Origin of the sequence: Pleionea mediterranea, assembly GCF_003148745.1 — a bacterium.
Taxonomy (GTDB): domain Bacteria; phylum Pseudomonadota; class Gammaproteobacteria; order Enterobacterales; family Kangiellaceae; genus Pleionea; species Pleionea mediterranea.
Map to the genome: position 1 here is coordinate 196,926 of NZ_QGGU01000009.1, position 17,957 is coordinate 214,882.

The 17,957-nt window shown below is 41.7% G+C and carries 13 protein-coding genes; 9 read left to right on the forward strand and 4 right to left on the reverse strand.

Annotation, left to right across the window (positions count from 1 at the left end; genetic code table 11):
- The first annotated feature begins 201 nt into the window (after nucleotides 1-201).
- Nucleotides 202-405, forward strand: coding sequence for a DUF6316 family protein (locus C8D97_RS13405; RefSeq protein WP_109764293.1), 204 nt, complete (start codon nucleotides 202-204; stop codon nucleotides 403-405).
- Between the two features lie 71 nt (nucleotides 406-476).
- Here the strand turns inward: C8D97_RS13405 and tcdA are convergent, their stop codons facing one another.
- Complete coding sequence (tcdA, locus tag C8D97_RS13410) at nucleotides 477-1,277, reverse strand: tRNA cyclic N6-threonylcarbamoyladenosine(37) synthase TcdA (RefSeq protein ID WP_109764294.1); 801 nt, start codon at nucleotides 1,275-1,277, stop codon at nucleotides 477-479.
- A 140-nt stretch (nucleotides 1,278-1,417) separates the two neighbouring features.
- Here tcdA and rsuA point away from each other — a divergent pair, with 140 nt between their 5' ends.
- The gene (gene rsuA / locus C8D97_RS13415) at nucleotides 1,418-2,143 is read left to right on the forward strand and encodes a 16S rRNA pseudouridine(516) synthase RsuA (RefSeq protein ID WP_245411452.1); all 726 of its coding nucleotides are present in this window, start codon (nucleotides 1,418-1,420) and stop codon (nucleotides 2,141-2,143) included.
- A gap of 9 nt (nucleotides 2,144-2,152) precedes the next feature.
- On the opposite strand, the gene C8D97_RS13420 is transcribed toward rsuA, so the two are convergent.
- Complete coding sequence (locus C8D97_RS13420) at nucleotides 2,153-2,374, reverse strand: hypothetical protein (RefSeq protein ID WP_109764295.1); 222 nt, start codon at nucleotides 2,372-2,374, stop codon at nucleotides 2,153-2,155.
- Between the two features lie 254 nt (nucleotides 2,375-2,628).
- Between C8D97_RS13420 and C8D97_RS13425 the strand changes: the two genes are divergently transcribed.
- The 6 genes from C8D97_RS13425 (at nucleotide 2,629) to C8D97_RS13450 (ending at nucleotide 11,208) form a co-directional block, all read left to right on the forward strand.
- A complete protein-coding gene (locus C8D97_RS13425; RefSeq protein WP_210204947.1) occupies nucleotides 2,629-3,417 on the forward strand; it encodes a S1/P1 nuclease in 789 nt (262 codons plus the stop codon).
- A gap of 375 nt (nucleotides 3,418-3,792) precedes the next feature.
- Nucleotides 3,793-5,049, forward strand: a complete 1,257-nt coding sequence (locus tag C8D97_RS13430; RefSeq protein WP_109764296.1) for an HlyD family secretion protein — start codon at nucleotides 3,793-3,795, stop codon at nucleotides 5,047-5,049.
- Between the two features lie 9 nt (nucleotides 5,050-5,058).
- Nucleotides 5,059-5,778, forward strand: a complete 720-nt coding sequence (locus C8D97_RS13435) for an ABC transporter ATP-binding protein (RefSeq protein WP_109764297.1) — start codon at nucleotides 5,059-5,061, stop codon at nucleotides 5,776-5,778.
- Nucleotides 5,779-5,791: 13 nt separating this feature from the next.
- Nucleotides 5,792-8,209: an ABC transporter permease gene (locus C8D97_RS13440; protein ID WP_109764298.1), complete on the forward strand. Its 2,418-nt coding sequence runs from the start codon at nucleotides 5,792-5,794 to the stop codon at nucleotides 8,207-8,209.
- A 98-nt stretch (nucleotides 8,210-8,307) separates the two neighbouring features.
- A complete protein-coding gene (locus tag C8D97_RS13445; RefSeq protein WP_109764299.1) occupies nucleotides 8,308-9,777 on the forward strand; it encodes a sigma-54-dependent transcriptional regulator in 1,470 nt (489 codons plus the stop codon).
- A complete protein-coding gene (locus tag C8D97_RS13450) occupies nucleotides 9,778-11,208 on the forward strand; it encodes a sensor histidine kinase (RefSeq protein ID WP_109764300.1) in 1,431 nt (476 codons plus the stop codon).
- Between the two features lie 35 nt (nucleotides 11,209-11,243).
- Here C8D97_RS13450 and C8D97_RS13455 read toward each other — a convergent pair whose 3' ends face one another.
- Nucleotides 11,244-14,480 (reverse strand): two-component regulator propeller domain-containing protein, encoded by a 3,237-nt coding sequence (locus C8D97_RS13455; RefSeq protein WP_170115252.1) that lies wholly within the window; start codon nucleotides 14,478-14,480, stop codon nucleotides 11,244-11,246.
- Nucleotides 14,481-14,564: 84 nt separating this feature from the next.
- A complete protein-coding gene (locus C8D97_RS13460) occupies nucleotides 14,565-16,283 on the reverse strand; it encodes a S8 family peptidase (RefSeq protein ID WP_109764302.1) in 1,719 nt (572 codons plus the stop codon).
- 481 nt (nucleotides 16,284-16,764) lie between these two features.
- Here C8D97_RS13460 and C8D97_RS13465 point away from each other — a divergent pair, with 481 nt between their 5' ends.
- Entirely contained in the window at nucleotides 16,765-17,949 is a 1,185-nt protein-coding gene (locus tag C8D97_RS13465) for a S8 family serine peptidase (RefSeq protein ID WP_109764303.1), read from the forward strand.
- Nucleotides 17,950-17,957 lie beyond the last annotated feature (8 nt).

Consider the following 17,957-nt stretch of genomic DNA (forward strand, 5'->3'; position numbering starts at 1 on the left):
TACAGTGAATAAAAACCTTTGTGTTAAATATCTTCTAAAACAGATAAGTCTAAGAGTACCCTTGTTTAACAATAAAATACCATAAGGAACCCTGAATAAATTGATTACAATAGAAGAACAGTCACTCTGATGATGCTTGGGCCAGTGCAACGGTTCCAGGCTTGGATCTATTAATCAGAGCGCTGACAGGAGGTATTAACAATGAACGTACGAAGTGGTGAACTTAAAAAGACATGGTTTCGCAGTGAGCGCTATTTTCATTCCGGCGATGGCTGGTTTTTTATTACTCGCGAAAACACCCAAGAAGGACCTTTCAACAGCCACAAAGAAGCCGAAAATGAGTTGAACTTGTACATTCGGCACTTAAATGAAGATCTTTATCCTCAACAGGGAAGCTCACGTTAAGGAATTGTCCGCGATAACTCTTCAACCGTAACAATTGCTCAACCGGCAAACCGTAAAATGACCGAGGGATTTTAGGCCTCTGGATTAGCTTTTTGCTGAATTTTCATCAGCTTTTCCAGCACTCTGGAGGTCGCGACAAAGCCAAATGTTGCCGTGACCACGGTGGTGGCACCAAAACCGGTTGCGCAATCGAGCCGGGTTGAACCGTCAGCAAAGCTTTTCGACTGACACACACTGCCGTCGGGTTTGGGATAAACCAGTTGCTCTTCCGAATAAACACACTCAACACTGTAACGGCGCTTGGGATTGCGGGAAAAATGATAAAACCGCTTAAGTTCACTGCGCACTTTTGCCGCCAGAGGGTCCTGTTTTGTGCGGTTTAAATCCGCCACTTTAATTTGCGTGGGATCTTTTTGACCACCGGCACCACCAATGGTGATCACCGGAATCTTCTGTCGCTTACAATAGGCAATGAGCGCCGCTTTAGGTTTCACACTGTCGATCGCATCCACCACCACATCCATCTGTTCATCGATGTATTGCGACAGATTATCCGGCGTAATAAAATCTTCTATGGTATGAACCTGACACTCAGGGTTAATCTGCCGGATCCGCTCAGCCATCACCGACACTTTCATTTGCCCGACCGTGGTATCCAGTGCATGTATCTGACGATTAATGTTAGAAGTACAGACATCATCGAGATCAATCAGTGTTATTTCGCCAATGGCAGAACGCGCCAGAGATTCCGCCACCCAGCTGCCAACACCGCCAATACCCACCACACACACGTGTGCTTGAGCAAACCCCTGTGTTGCCGCCTGGCCATATAATCGCTGTATTCCGCCAAAGCGAAAATCAAAATCGTTCATTAAGACTGCTCATTAAAATCACACCTAGGATAAATCGGGCAGCAATTATATAATGACCGGCAAACCGAAATACACCCTGAGCGCAGCATTAGCCACGCTCCCCCGGCACAAGGCGTTGCTGCGGGCTTTATGAGTTCACTATGTCAAATAAACCACTTAAATTTCCAATGCGGCTCGATCGCTTTATCGCCCAATCCACCGATTACTCGCGAAGAGAAGTAAAATATCTATTGAGAGATGGCGAAGTCACGGTAAATGGCGAAGTGATTAAAACCGCAGACAGTAAAATTAACAGTGACGATAAAATCACACTGGCTGGTGAAGCCATGGAGCAACTGGATCATCGCTACTTTATGCTGCATAAACCAGTTGGTTTTGTTTGCGCCACCAAAGACAAAGAACATTTAACGGTATTAGAGTTTATAGAAGAGCCCCGCATTGAAAACTTGAGTGTCGCCGGTCGACTCGATATTGATACCACCGGCCTGGTATTACTGACAGATGACGGTCAATGGTTGCATCAGGTGATTTCACCAAAGCACGACTGCGAAAAAGTTTATCTGGTTGAAACCAAAACACCGGTTAATGAAAAACAAATTAAAAAGCTTGAGAAAGGCGTTTGGCTCACCAGTGAAAATAAACGAACAAAACCGGCCAAAATTGAAGTCATCGACGAATATCATTACCGCCTGACCATCACCGAAGGTCGCTACCATCAGGTAAAACGAATGTTTGGTGCAATTGACAATCATGTGGAGTCGTTACATCGAGAACGGGTTGGCGGTGTTTTGCTGGATGAATCATTAGCGCCAGGAGAATACCGGGCATTAACTCAAACTGAAGTAGACTCCATCACAAACGGCTGATTTAGGCGTTTACTTTTTACTGGGTTGCATCAAATTAAAACCGAACATTATTAAAAACGTGAGCGCAAAGCTCCAGAGCGTCATCATTATGGTTAAGCCAAACAGCTTACCCAGTAACATGGCAACACAAAGATAAATACCGCTCCATATCCAGCCTGTTTTTTTATCCGCCATGGCGACACGGTACATAATAATACTCATGGCGATCATCATATAAAAGCCAGCACCCATTTTAAGTCCTTATTGCAATACAGATTGAGATGATTAATTGTAATCTTTAAAAATACCACAACCGACCTCGTCCATCCATTACCTCGACTTTATATATTGGGGTAAATCAACGTCTACTTTTTAGTGAAGACTAGCGCGTGTTTATTTTTCGTTCTTTGAGATGTTGACAGTCCATTATGTTGACCAATAGGTTGTTCAATGTATAAATATGCTTTTGATAACTAGCAAAGAAATAATAAAAGAGAATGAATAAAATGACTTCCATGCCCTTAAAAGCGCTGACTATCGGTTTAATGATTGTATGCCTATGGCATGCTAACAGTTTTGCTTTTGGTCAAACCGGTCACCGCGTAACGGGCGCCATTGCCGAGCATCATTTATCCGATGAAGCAAAAAAACAAATAGCCAAAATATTAAACCATCAGAGCCTGGCCGAAGCCTCTACTTATGCGGATCAAATGCGCTCCAACCCGGACTACTTCTGGCAAGAAGTAGCGGGTGCCTATCATTATGTAACAGTTCCTAAAGGTAAAACCTACCAACAGGTTGGTGCTCCAAAACAGGGTGACGCAGTAACCGCACTCGCCATGTTTAAACAGGTTTTACTCAATCCCAAAGCCAGCCTAAAAGAAAAACAAAAAGCGTTTAAATTTAGTCTGCATATTATTGCGGATTTGCATCAACCACTGCACGCCGGAAACGGTACAGACAGGGGCGGCAATAATGTTAAAGTGGAATTTTTCTGGCGGCCTTCCAACTTGCATCGAGTTTGGGATTCGGGCTTAATTGATCGGCAACAACTCAGCTACAGTGAATGGACCGAATGGCTGAATAAAAAAATTACTCCGCAAGATGTTCGTAACTGGGCCAGCACAAACCCGACTGACTGGATTGCAGAAAGCGTCGCCATTCGGGATAGCATTTATCCTGAATCGAAAAAAATAAGTTGGGACTATCAGTACAAACACTTACCCACTTTAAAACGCCGCTTACAACAGGCCGGAGTGCGTATTGCACTCTATTTTAATGAAATATATAAGTAACAAGTTTCAAGTTATTGGCTGTAACAAATTTTACTCGCAGTTTAATCTCATAACTCAACCAACGCTCTCAAATAAAATCATTCTCCAGTAGGGTTTGCACGTCTTTCGTGCGAACCAGATACTCTTATAATTAACGAATGAGTTAACCAATAAATCAACCAATAGCCTCAACGTCATCTCTGCCAATCACTCTACACTCTGTCTCAAAAATGACACACCAATCTTGCTAATGTGTTTCGAAACTGCGACAGAGTAGAATCACCAATTCAACAAAAAAAACATAATTCCTATATTTATCAATAAGATAGAATATCCATTATTAATTGGCATACAACCTGAATTGTTTTAGATAACTCTGATAAATAACGGTTAACAATGGATATTCAACGGGAAATAAAAGTCACGCCTTTATGGCGCAAATATTGGTATCTGCTGCCTATTTTTCTGCTGGTAGCCGGCACTGTCTGGGCACGCTACTTTCTGGGTGATACGGCTTACATTGTCGATAAAAAATCATTGCGCCTGGCACAAGCAGAACGTGGAAACTTTACCATTGAAGTGCGCGGAACCGGCGTGCTCAAACCCAAAGATACGCGATGGGTATCTACACAGGTGGCCGGCCGGGTAGAGCAGGTGTTTGTTAAACCTGGTGCGGTGGTTAAACAGGGAGATCCATTATTGCAACTGGCCAACCCACAATTGAATCGTGAGCTGGAGAAAGCACAGTGGGAACTCAAAGCCACGCAAGCTGAAAATCAGGCGAAGCAGGTTGCGCTAGAGTCGCAATTACTGGAGCTGGAAAATAATGTGGAAGAAGCAAAATTTCAATACCAGTCAACAAAGCTTAAGTTGGATGCTGAAACAGAATTAATTTCCCAAGGCGGTGGTTCAATTTCCAAAATAGAATACCAACGAACCAAACTCGCTGTGGATCAACAATACCAGCGCTGGAAAGGACAACAGCGCAGACTGTCTAAAATGCATGACAATATGCAGTCCAGTCTGATCGCTCAAAATGCCAGACTGGAATTGATAGAAAATGATTATCAACAAAAAAAGCAGTCGGTGAATCATTTACTGGTGAAAGCACCACAAGACGGTGTGGTGCAAAGTTTTTCACTGGAACTTGGGCAACAAACCAATATTGGCTCCAGTGTTGGAACCATTGCCAATCAACGGGACTTATACGCGGAGTTATCGATTCAGGAACTTCAGGTAAAAGATATTTCACTCGGACAGGCGGTTATTATAGATACCCGATCCAGCAATATTTCAGGCAAAGTCTCGCGCATTGATCCGGCGGTTAAAAGCGGTCTGGTAACCATTGATGTTGCTTTGACTCAACAATTACCAGCAGAAGCGCGTCCGGATTTAAACGTTGAAGGTCGAATAGTTATTCAGGATCTTGCGGACACGCTCTATATAAAACGGCCTACTTTTGCGCCATCCAATTCAACCATAAAACTGTTTCGCGTTTCTGATAATCAAATGTTTGCCGATCAAATATTGGTAGACACAGGATTAAGCTCGGTTAATCAGATTGAAATTAAATCAGGTCTGAATCCCGGCGATACCATCATTATTTCTGACAGCAGTAAATGGCAAAAACACAAACGAATCATGCTTAATTAAGGGAACACTATGACCGCATTAATACAACTTAAAAATATTTCCAAACATTTTGTCACCGATGAAGTGGAAACTCATGCCGTTAATCAAATTAATTTATCCATCACACAAGGCGAGTACTTAGCGCTCAGTGGTCCTTCCGGTTGTGGCAAATCCACACTGTTGTCTTTACTGGGTTTACTCGACTCACCCAGCGAAGGCACCTATCATTTAACGGGGCTGGATGCTTCCTCATTAAACCGAAATGAACGTGCCAAAATTAGAAATGAAAAAGTGGGATTTGTTTTTCAATCATTCAATCTGATTTCTGATTTAACCGTCGCTGAAAATGTCATGCTGCCTTTAACCTATCAAAAAGGTCTGTCAAAACAAACCATGATGGACAAGGTGAATGATGTATTACAGCAAGTTGAAATGTCTCATCGTACCCGCCACTTTCCTTCACAACTTTCAGGAGGACAACAACAACGTGTTGCAGTGGCAAGAGCACTGGTCAATGATCCTGCATTTATTCTGGCCGATGAACCTACCGGAAATCTGGACTCAAAAAATGCTGAAGCGGTTATGCAATTACTTAATAGTTTGCATCAAAAAGGCAGCACTATCGTGATGGTCACCCATGACCCACGTTCAGCAGAATGCGCATCGAGGCAAGTGGAAATGCTCGATGGACAGATCATTCGTGACTCTCTGATAACACAAACAGCAGCGCCCATCAGTGCCGCTATATAGTTAAGGAAGCACCATGAGCTGGTTACTGGATATTAAATACGCATTTCGACTGCTGATTAAAGCACCCAAATTTACTGCACTCACGTTAGTGGTTCTTATAGGTGGGCTGTCACTCAGTTTATTTACTTTTTCATTTTTATACGCGATTGTCTATAAACCCTTACCTCTGCCAGAAGGCGATACAGTATACCGGGTTTTTGGCAATCATAACGGTCATCGACACGCTAATGTTGCCTATGAAATATTGCAGGCGATGCAGCAAGAAGATGTGTTTTCTGAATACGGAATCTGGCAAGACACGTCGGTAAGACTGAGCATTAATGATGCTGGCAAAACCATTCCCGCCAGTTTTGTTCAGCCCAATATGTTTTCATTTTCTCGTACAGAACCCATTATGGGTCGCACTATAAATCAGGAGGATCTTCGTACCGATGCTGAAAAAGTGGTTGTACTCAGTCACACGGTTTGGCAAAACGATTTCAATCAGGATCCCAATATAGTTGGAAAAAACATACGCATTAATGAAACAGTAACTACCGTTATCGGTGTGATGCCGAAAAATTATAATTTTCCGATTGTTAGCAAACTCTGGTTACCTTTGCCGCAACAGCTACAAAATATTCAACCATCATCGAAACAGCAATATCCCATTTATGCCCGGTTAAACCACAATATTTCACTGAAACAGGCCGAGCAACAGTTATCCGACGCGGCTAACTCAATCTATCAATTAACCTATAAACAGTACGATAAGGAAGAAGGTGAACTCTCCATTGAACTGGCCAGTTTTCCTATTGCACAAACCGATCGCGATGGCAGTATTGTCTTCACCTTTTTTAATTTGATTGCTCTATCCATATTAATATTGGCCTGCATTAATGTAGGTAACTTATTATTAGCCAGAGCCATTGAACGACAAAAAGAAATTGCCATTCGAGCCGCACTGGGGGCACCGCAAAAACGGTTAACTCTGCAACTTATGTGGGAAGGCATAATCATAACTCTGCTTGGCGGTGTGTTATCCGTGTTATTAGTCGGCGCTTTGTTATCCACCACCGATAGCATTATTAAATCCGCTCTACCCAATAACATTCCTTTCTGGTGGAACTGGGAGCTGGATGCGCCCACCCTGTTAATGGCCATAGTATTTACATTGTTAACGATATTTCTCGCATCATTTATACCCGCATGGCGTTCAGCCAATCAGGATATCAATGCAACACTACGTGATGGCACACGAGGCGCACAGAGTAAAAAAGCTGGAAAACTGTCTCGAATGTTAGTGACCTTTCAGATATTTTTAATATCCACACTGTTATTGATGGGATCAGTCTCTGCGTTTATTGCTTACTTTTTATTGAATGTTGATTTTGGGGTTAATTATGACCGAACCTACCTAGCGTCATTCAATCTACAGAAACAAGAATACCCAACCGAACAGCAACAACGTAACTTTATTCAGGGACTGCTCACGGAACTGGAGCAAAGTCCTCAAATTACAAATACATTCAGCTACTTCTTCATTGGCCAAAGTACATTAAAGATACAAACAGAAAAGGATATTAATACCCTACCCAAGAAGATCAAAACCTTCTCAATAATTGGTAAAGGTGACTTTTATAGAGCTGAACTATTACAAGGGCGACACTTATCCATAAGTGATAATGAAAACGCACAGAGAGTTGTACTCGTTAGTCAGTCGATGGTCGAGCGCTACTGGCCCGATGAAATGGTGTTAGGTAAAACGATTGACGTTATGCTCAATCAGCAAGAACAAACATTCACCATTGTTGGCGTCGTTGCAAACCTGGCCGATGGCAGTTCATTCTATAGTGATAAAATTTCGGAAGATGAAATGCATTTATCTGGCCTGCAATTTTCGTCATCTTATCCACGTATTATTTATAAATATCACGATAATGAACAGGAAGCGGAAGAGTATTTTTATCAATCTTTATTTAAGTTCAACCGCAACCTGGAGCCTAATCGATTAGAGCCTGCATCCTATAGTAGTGATATGATGAAAAATATCGCGGTGATTGTTGCCTGGATTACCTTTGGTTCCGCAGGCTTTGCCTTACTATTGGCATTGACCGGAATATACGGTCTAACAGCAAACTCCGTGGTACAACGGACTCATGAAATTGGGGTACGACGAGCAGTGGGGGCCACCGATCGCAATATCATCCAGTTATTTTTAAAGCACGGTAGCAAGCAACTTATGATTGGCATGGGTGCAGGGATGATGGTGTTTTCTGTGATTGCCATTGCTTTTCAAAGCTTTACAGAAAATATGATCCCGCCGCTGCTTTATGTTGCCCTAATTACTGTGGTGGTCACTCTACTCTCGGTGATAGTTATGCTTGCCATTTACCTGCCTACCAGAAAAGCTGTTAAACTTGAACCCAGCGCTGCACTAAGGTATGAATAAAGAATAAACAATGAAGTAAAACGTTTATTAAACCCTGTGGCTCATAAAGGATTGAGCCACATTAACGCAAATTAACAAACGCAAGCATAAAAGAGTTAATGAAAAATACCATTCTTATTGCCGATGACGATGCAAACGTATTATCCAGCCTTCAGTTTTTACTTGAGGAAGAAGGCTATCAAGTTATTCCGTGCCAAAATCAAAAACAAATAGCTATTGAACAGGCTCGTCATTCGGTCGATCTCATTATTTCCGATATGAACTTTACGCTCGATACCACTTCGGGTACAGAAGGCCTTCAGTTAGTTGAGCATCTGCATCAACAGGAACCTCAATTACCCATTATCGTAATGACAGGATGGGCAACCATCGATTTAGCAGTCGCCAGTTTGAAAATTGGTGCAAACGATTTTATTCAAAAACCATGGAGCGACGAACGTCTACTGACATCCATTAAAACACAACTGGATCGATCAAGTGCTGAACGTCGCGCTAACAAATACCAACAACAAAATCGGTTACTGATGCGCGAAAACCACCCAGTAAACTCTGGGTCAATTGTTGCTCACTCGCCAGTCATGAAGCAGTTACTCAACACTCTGGCTGATCTGGCAAAATCCAATATGAATATCTTACTCACCGGTGACAATGGCACTGGTAAAAGTATGCTGGCACAACATATTCATGATTTATCACAACGTCATGATGCCCCTTTTGTGTCGGTTAATATGGGTGCCATTAGCGAAAATTTATTCGAAAGTGAAATGTTTGGTCATGTAAAGGGCGCTTTTACTGATGCCAAAGAATCAAGGATTGGCCGCTTTGAAATGGCTGAGTCAGGCACGTTATTTCTTGATGAGTTAGCCAACATACCTTTAAGTCAACAGGCTAAGTTATTACGAGTTCTTGAAGAACATCAATTTGAAGCCGTTGGTAGCAGCAAAACCCGGCAATGCGATGTACGAATAATATCGGCCACAAATGCCGATCTCAACTCATTAATAGAGCAGCAATTATTTCGTCAGGATCTCTATTATCGACTGAATACCATTGAACTTCGCGTGCCATCTCTCGTTGAACGGCAAGCGGATATTTTGCCACTGGCGGATTATTTTTTAGACTGTTTTAGTAAAAAGTACCACCGTGCAAAGCCAGCACTTTCCTCCGATGCTGAAGCTCAACTATTACACTATCATTGGCCAGGCAATATTCGTGAATTAAGCCATCTGTTAGAGCGCGCTTTATTTTTATCACGACATGATATTATTGAGCCAGATCAGCTGCATCTGCCAGCGAAGAATTTTGGTAATAGAAAGCCTTTAGCTAATAGAGAACTTCTTACCAATAAAGAGCCTCTTGATAATCAAGAAGCCAATAATCCGACAAATTCATTCAATGGTTATAATCAACATTTAACATCCGAAGAACTGACTCTGGAACAAATTGAGCAGCAAGTTTTGAAAGACAGACTGAACGCTCACCATGGTAATGTGACAGAGACGGCGCGTTCACTTGGACTGAGTCGCAGTGGCTATTATCGTCGAATTAATAAATATGAGCTTGAATAATTGAGCAAACTAAATCCATCGAGTCAAAAGTCTTTAGAGCAGCAATCGTCTAGACAGCGCCGCTCCAACTACGCCAACCAGCAGGCAAAACTTGTGTTACTGGCTGGCCTACCCGGCTTTTTTCTCACGCTTATTGTACTTTTTATCTCTGGCGCAAGTTATTATCTGATTGCATTTTTTGGCATTACACTTGGTCTAATTATTGGCTTTGCCGCCATTACTGGCCGACAAAAAGCCGATTATCAAATACATACCCTTTCCAATCTAATTGAAGCCATGATCGATGGCGACTATTCATTACGTGGACGAAAACAGTCCAATCCAGCTTTTCAACATTTACTAACCCTGATCAATCAGTTAGCCGATAAATTACAGCAACACAAATTAAAAGCCGAACAAAGTCAGCAGTTATTTAACATGGTTATCCAACAGATGGATGCATTGGTAATCGCCACTGATGAACAGGGAAAGATTGTTATTTTAAATGACGCTGCTAAAAAATTAATTCCAAATCCACATGATTTATCTAACTTGGATATCACAGCAGCCAATACGTCTTCATCTGATTTCTTTTTATCAGATCTCTCTTTAACAGATCTTTCTTTATCGGCTTTAACAGAAAGCAATGACGATATTATTTATATTAATCATAAGGAATATGAAGGCGAATATATTGTTTATCGAGATCGGTTTATTAGCGATGGAAAATCACACTCATTATTCTTATTAACCCGAGCCGAACAACTGCTTCGTCGAAAGGAACGTGAGGACTGGCAAAATTTAATTCGTGTGTTAAGTCATGAACTCAACAGCTCACTAACTCCCATTACCAGTTACGCCAGTACCATGCTAAGAAAAATAGAACGAGAACAAACGGTCAATAATAGAGAACGATTTATTGAAGGCTTGTCGGTTATTAAATCACGTTCGGAATCATTGGGAGCATTTATTGCGAGCTACAGTCAGCTAGCGCATCTACCACCTGCAAACCCTGTTGATGTGAATTGGTTTAAGCTTTTGCATAAACTGACGCTATTGTTTCCCGAAGTCAGTTTTCAGTTTAATATCGATAAATCTATTGAACAGCAGACAATACCCGTTGACCCACAACAGTTTGAACAATTGATTATCAACCTGTTTAAAAATGCCCAGGAAGCCATGGCTCATCAAAAACAGCCGACTATTGAAATAGATGCCTCACTAGATGAGAAGTGTCTTACACTAAAAATTAACGACACTGGTATGGGCCTTACAAACCCTGATAATTTGTTTGTACCTTTTTACACTACAAAACCTTCAGGTAGCGGAATTGGATTAACCCTCTGTCGTCAAATTATGCTGGCACATTCAGGAAGTATTCGACTGATGAATAGAACCGATAAACAAGGTGCGATTGCATTACTTAACTTTCCGGTTAGTCAGTCAAATTAGCCTTAATAACTTTTATATGATTACAAAACTATAATTTATATTTCATTATCGATATTACTCAAAAATTGAAAGCTATCGGTCAACTTTAATGGTGACTTTTCGGATATCACTGTTTTAATCAGTTTGCTTGTCAGTTTTTGCCGTGTTTCGTAAACAGCAAGGTAGGTACTTTCTGAAAACTGTTTTTCCGAATATTGTTTTGCAGAGTACATTAAGTGTTCGGTAAGCAATAACAGTAATTCAGCATCCGTATGTTCACTGTCCAGCGCGTATCTTGGCAAGGTTACTCCTAAATTCAATGTCATGCTTTTTAGATTTTCTGAATGACTTAAACACGTAATTAAATTATCCAAGTTGGATTTCATGACAGACGCCATTGAGTCCGAAGGATTATTGACAAAGCTATTCGACTCGTCATTATTCAAGTGTCGCTCACGACCTAGTGGCATTAATAACGCCAACTGATGAGTATCCCAACGGGCAACCACCATATTCGTTTTACTGTTTTGTTTTAACTGCTGCACCACTTTTATCAAGCATTGTGCCGGGTTGTTATTCTCTTTAACATCAATATCAACATCCAGCAAACCAATTAAGAGCCGAGATTCATTACGATTATCTTCTGTTACTAACGCATTTTGAACATCAAGTGCAGTCGATACTTGACTGATAAAGGCCGATTGACTTAAAAGCTGTGTTTCATGATCCACTAATGACAAGGCATCCAACTTCTCAACTTTTTTAGTTAACGTCTCATTATTTTGCATATACAGCTGAATTTTTTCATCAACCTTTTCATTCACCTGGTTTTGAAACAAATCATGCTTAGCAAAACGTTTTGCCTGATGACGAATAAATATCAACAAAATAATACAAAACAATGTGGCGTATAAACTGTATGCCCACCAGGAGAACCAGGGCGCAGGATGTACCGTAACTTTTAAATTAATGGACTCATCACTCCAGACACCATCATTATTACTACCCTTCACTTTAAAAATATATTGTCCTGATGGCAGGTTGGTGAAGGTTGCCTGCCCTAAGTTATTTGCATTTATCCAGCTTTCATCAAACCCTTCGAGCTTATACTTATACTGATTATCTGATGGGTTTGCATAATCAAGCGCTGAAAACTCCAAAGTTACAAGGTAATCCTTATGACTCAATTCTAAATCCTCAAGGTTAGAGATGGAAACTTCTGGTTGATGAAGTACATTTCCAATTGTAACCTTTGTCAGTTTAACAGGAGGTATATGTTGATTTCTTTGGACTTCATTTGGATTAAAAGCTATCACGCCATTTAAACCACCAAAATATAAACGTCCTTCACTATCCTTTAATATAGCGCCCTGATTCAACTCATTGTCATGTATTTCATCAGCTAAATCATAATTTACAATTTCATCTGTATTAGGGTTTAGTTTACTGACGCCTTTCACGGTACTTATCCAGATAAATCCACTACTATCTTCTACAACGCCATTAATAGTACTGCTATTCAATCCATTACTAATATCATACTTTTTAAAGTTATTATTTAAATTCCGCCTATCCGCTGGCGACCAGCGATTAAGACCATTTCCAAAGGTTCCTATCCAAATTATACCTTTACTATCTTCATAAATAGATGACGCTATATTTCCAGAAAGAGATTCTAAATTCCCTTCTTGATTCTTTATTGTAATAATTTCATCATTCCTTTTATCTAACCTAGATATTCCTCCACCATCAGTTGCCAGCCAAATAAAGCCTTCTTCATCCTCAAGAAGTGAAAATATATTTTCACTTTCCAATCCACTAGTATTATTATTTTTATTATATTTTTTAAATGAATTGTTTTTTTTATCGAGGCGATTTAGACCAGATCGATAAGTAGAGATCCAAATCTCGCCATCCGCATCCTGTATGATATCCGTCACACCATTAGCTGATAAACTAGATTCCCCATGATCCTTATAAACATATTTATCTATTAAAGATAAATCTTCCGAATACACTTCAACACCGCTTGAAATACTACCGGCCCATAGTTCTCCAGATCTGTCGAGAAATAGTGACATTATTCGTTTTGCTCTATTATCTTCCCGACTTAATTCTAGAACAGTTGAGATATCTTGTGTTTTTGTGTTTAGTATATTAATTCCACTTCCAAATGTTCCAATTGCTACTTTCGAGTTACTTAACTGTTCAAATGAATAAACAGTATTGTTTTTTAATGTTTTTTCATCTTCAGGTATATGTCGGTAGTAATTAAAGACAGCCGTTACAGGATTCCATATATTTATACCCGACATGGTTCCAAACCAAACTAAACCCGCTTTATCTTTAAACGCTGATAAGACACGGTTATGATTAAGTCCTGTTGTTTGAGAGCTCTTCTGAGTAATTTGAGTGTAATGTCCTTGTTCTTGGTTATAAACACTTATACCACCATCAGTAGCAACCCATACTCTATTATTATCTGGCAAAATATTATAGACACGATCATGAGACAAGCTATTTGGATTTGAGGGATTATGTCGATCAATATTGAAATTCTGAGTGAGTTCATTATATCGGTTAATACCGCCCCCTCTTGTTCCAATCCAAATTTTTCCTTTACTATCCTCTGCAATACTTCGAATGGAATTATGCGATAGACTACTTTTTTTATCGCTATTGACAAAGTGAGCTTTCAAAATATTCTCATATAGAAAAACACCTTGATTATTGGTTCCAATCCACAGTCTTCCTCGAGTATCTTCATATACAACTCTAACTTCTGCTGTATTTAATTTTTTAATAACTTTAAACTTTTTTACTTCATCACTTTTACTTTCAATCGAGTAAAGTCCATGGCCGTCGGTACCAATCCATAAAGTTCCATCTTTACCTTTATACAAACTATTAAACTGTAAAACTTCTTTATCATCATCGTAAACTTTGACTTTTACAAAACTATCCAGTTTAGCATCGTATCTATTTAAACCTCCACGAGTTGCCACCCATAAATTACCATCACTATCTTCTTGAATCGCACGTATTACATCATGGGAAATACCTGATTTTTGAAGATGTCTATACACTTTAATATTGCGTCCATCGTATCGATTTAATCCTTCCTGTGTACCTAACCACATAAAGCCATGGGAATCTTGATAAATAGACTGAACTGTTTTTTGTGAAAGTCCCTGTTGAGTTGAAATATGTCTAAACCTTGTATTCTCAAGGTTATTGGTTAATCCATAACAACTATAAATTGTCGCTATTAAAACAAGCAGTCTTCTATGCAATATACAAATCATTCAATCGTTCTCAATAAAAAAGCCGTGGCAATGCACGGCTTTTAATGTACCAACAAAATCAGAAATATTTAACTATTCTTGGTCAACCCAAATATTTATCGCGATATTAACATCACCCCATGCACTGGCATCACCCCATGCACTGGCATCGCCCCATGCACTGGCATCGCCCCATGCACTGGCATCACCCCATGCACTGGCATCACCCCATGCACTGGCATCGCCCCATGCACTGGCATCGCCCCATGCACTGGCATCGCCCCATGCACTGGCATCATTCCAAGGAGTAGAGCTACCCCAACGGCTCACATCACTCCAGGAGTAACCAGATAGATCGCCTTCGCTCGTTCCATTCCAAAATAAACTGTCATAATCAACTAAGTAAAACTCACCCGCATCATTGATCATGGTTGGCCCAGCGTAATGTTCGGTACCGTTGAGATCTTTTTCAATATCCAAACCAATATTTGCACAACCTGTTGCGGTACTTTTAAGCGCTGCCTCGGCATCCACTTGACCGGCACCTTGCTGGAACGGTGAGTATGCCCAGCTACCGTCAGATTTTCGTGCGGGTTTTGCAGCCGCCATTAATCGACACTTCACATCATCCGGCGTTAACTCAGGATTTTGCCCAAGCATTAATGCCACAACACCGGTTACCACACCAGCCGCTTGCGAAGTACCCGACATCATAAAGTACTTACCACCGTCATGAAATTCCGGGTGGTTTTTAGCCAAGGTCATTTTATCTTCCATTAACCCCATAAGATGACCGCCCGGAGCCACCACATCCGGTTTCACAAAGCGCTCAACCGTAGGGCCACTTGAAGAAAAGCTTGCCAGCCGATCGTCAGTGTAATCGTTTGGTGTGTAATTATCGGTCACTGCGCCAACGGTTATCACATAGGGCACATTACCCGGAACACCAACACCAAATGCGCCAGCACCACGATTACCAGCCGAAGTAACGACGGCAATGCCAGCCTGCCACGCTTTCATAACAGCCTGATTCAATGGATCATCCCAATAATAAGATCGCGGATCAGCACTGAAGGATAAGTTTAAAACCCGAATGTTGTAACTGTCTTTATAAGCAATCGACCACTGAAGACCTCGGATCACATCGGCGTAAGAACCGGCACCATTGGCATCAAATGCTTTAACACTGATTAATCGGGCATCGGGCGCAATGCCGTAATAACGTCCATTTGCGTCAAATTCGCTATTAATAGCAACACTGGCGACGTGTGTACCGTGACCACTTTCTTCATCATCAGTCATGGATGTTTTATTTCGAATGGCGTTATAGGTGCCATAAACGCGATGACGGCCATAGGCATCGTGGCGAATACCGGTCATGGTTTTTACACCGGTATCCATCACCACAATGGTTACACCATCACCAAAAATATATTGATCATGTAATTTATCGGCGTTGGTCATTTGAGTGGCGGATGCCAGTGAATAACCAACTCGCTGACCCCAGGCAAGGCCACTGGCCTTAACGGAGTAATTAGGCGTCAGTGTTAGTCCCTGCGATTTAAGGGTTGCTACCTGTGATTCGGTAAGCTCTGCAGCCACGGCATTAATAATGGGCAATTGGTGTGTCGCTGCAATCTTCATGGCATCAATGGCCTGTGCGGCATCATTACCCTGGATCAGAAAGCTAGTTGCTTCAGACGTCGCAGGTGCTGGTTCCGGAGAAGTCTCTGATAACGTGGCAATGCCAGTTATCGCAAGCCCGACGGCCAGTAACCCACCCAGAACGCTTCGAAATTGCGTATTACTCATTAAATACCCCTTGTTTAGCTAACACTACTAATGACTGCTGTATTATTGACGATTATTTCTACTTACTATCGTTATACTTCTTAATATTCAACAGGTTAAGTAATGTTGCTCGTATTTCTGATTTATCAGTCAGCTTCAATCTTTATTGATTATCTTTTTTAGATATTGCCAACTGTTAATTTGCCAACTGTTGATTAGATAATAGCCCAACACCGCAACAAATCTCAAATTAAGATTCATATAACGACTATCAATAATGTTTAACGTTTATGTCACAACTTTATTGATAGTGTTGTGTTAAGTCACTGTACTGTTTATTTATCATACTTTTATAGGCAATGCGCCCCTTTCGGTGCAACTTGTCGGGATCCGACCAACATATGTCGGAATCGAGCTATTTCAGTTGTCTGCCCGGTGCTATCAATAATAGTGCTACTTAAGCACAAAGGATCACTCCCAAAAAATAATAAGGGGTAACAATATGCAAAAACTATCTATTCTGGCAGCGTCCATCAGTGTTGCACTGAGCGGGGCGGTCGTCGCCAATCAAGGTAATCAACCTTCGTTTGATAATAATAATGACGTCATGAATGTTCATAATCGATGCATTGTGCAGCTGGACAGCAACCTTTCAAAGTTTGATGTTGACGGCCGTGCAAGAGGCATGGTGGCTCGCGCGCAGGCAGTTGGCCACAGTAATGCGGCTGTAAAATACACCTACAAGCATTCCATCAAAGGATTCACCGTAAATATGTCGTGCGCCAAAGCACAAGCCGCATTTGGTGACAATGTGGATATTTCAAAAATGACACCAGACAGTGTGGTTACCATGAATCCGGGACCTCCTCCGGGTAAAGGCCCTGGTGGCGGCGGTGATGACGGTGGCAGCGGCAGCCAGACCACGCCCTGGAGTGTTACCCGTGTCGGCGGCCCAGTCGATGCAACAGGTTATACGGCCTGGGTAATCGATACCGGAATTGATCTGGATCATGGCGATTTAAACGTTGATGCCACACGCGGTTTCTCGGCCTTCACCAAAGGCAAAGACGCTGGCATGGATGACGGACAAGGTCACGGAACTCATGTTGCCGGAACTATTGCCGCCATCGACAACAGCGCCGATGTGGTAGGAGTTGCAGCTAATGCTACTGTTGTTCCGGTTAAAGTATTGGACAGCCGTGGCTCAGGTACCACATCAGGTGTTATTGCCGGTGTTGATCACGTAGCCGCCAACGCTCAGTCTGGTGACTGTGCCAATATGAGTTTGGGCGGTGGCGTTAGCACCACTTTGGATGATGCCGTAAAAGCAGCAGCGCAAAGCTCAGGCGCCTACTTTGTATTGGCAGCGGGTAACGATGGCGATCACGCCAACAATCACTCGCCAGCACGAGCCAACGGTAATCGCATTTACACCATTTCTGCGACTGACTCTAACGACAATATGCCTAGCTGGTCGAACTACGGTAATCCACCAGTTGACTACGCAGCACCTGGCGTCAGTATCTTATCGCTGAGAAAAGGCGGTGGTACAACCACCATGTCTGGAACTTCCATGGCAGCTCCAGCCGCTTGTGCTGTGATCATGATGCGTAATGGCAACCCATCGAGCGATGGCACGGCCGGAAACGATCCTGATGGCAACCCGGATCCTATCATTCATATGTAGTAGGTTTG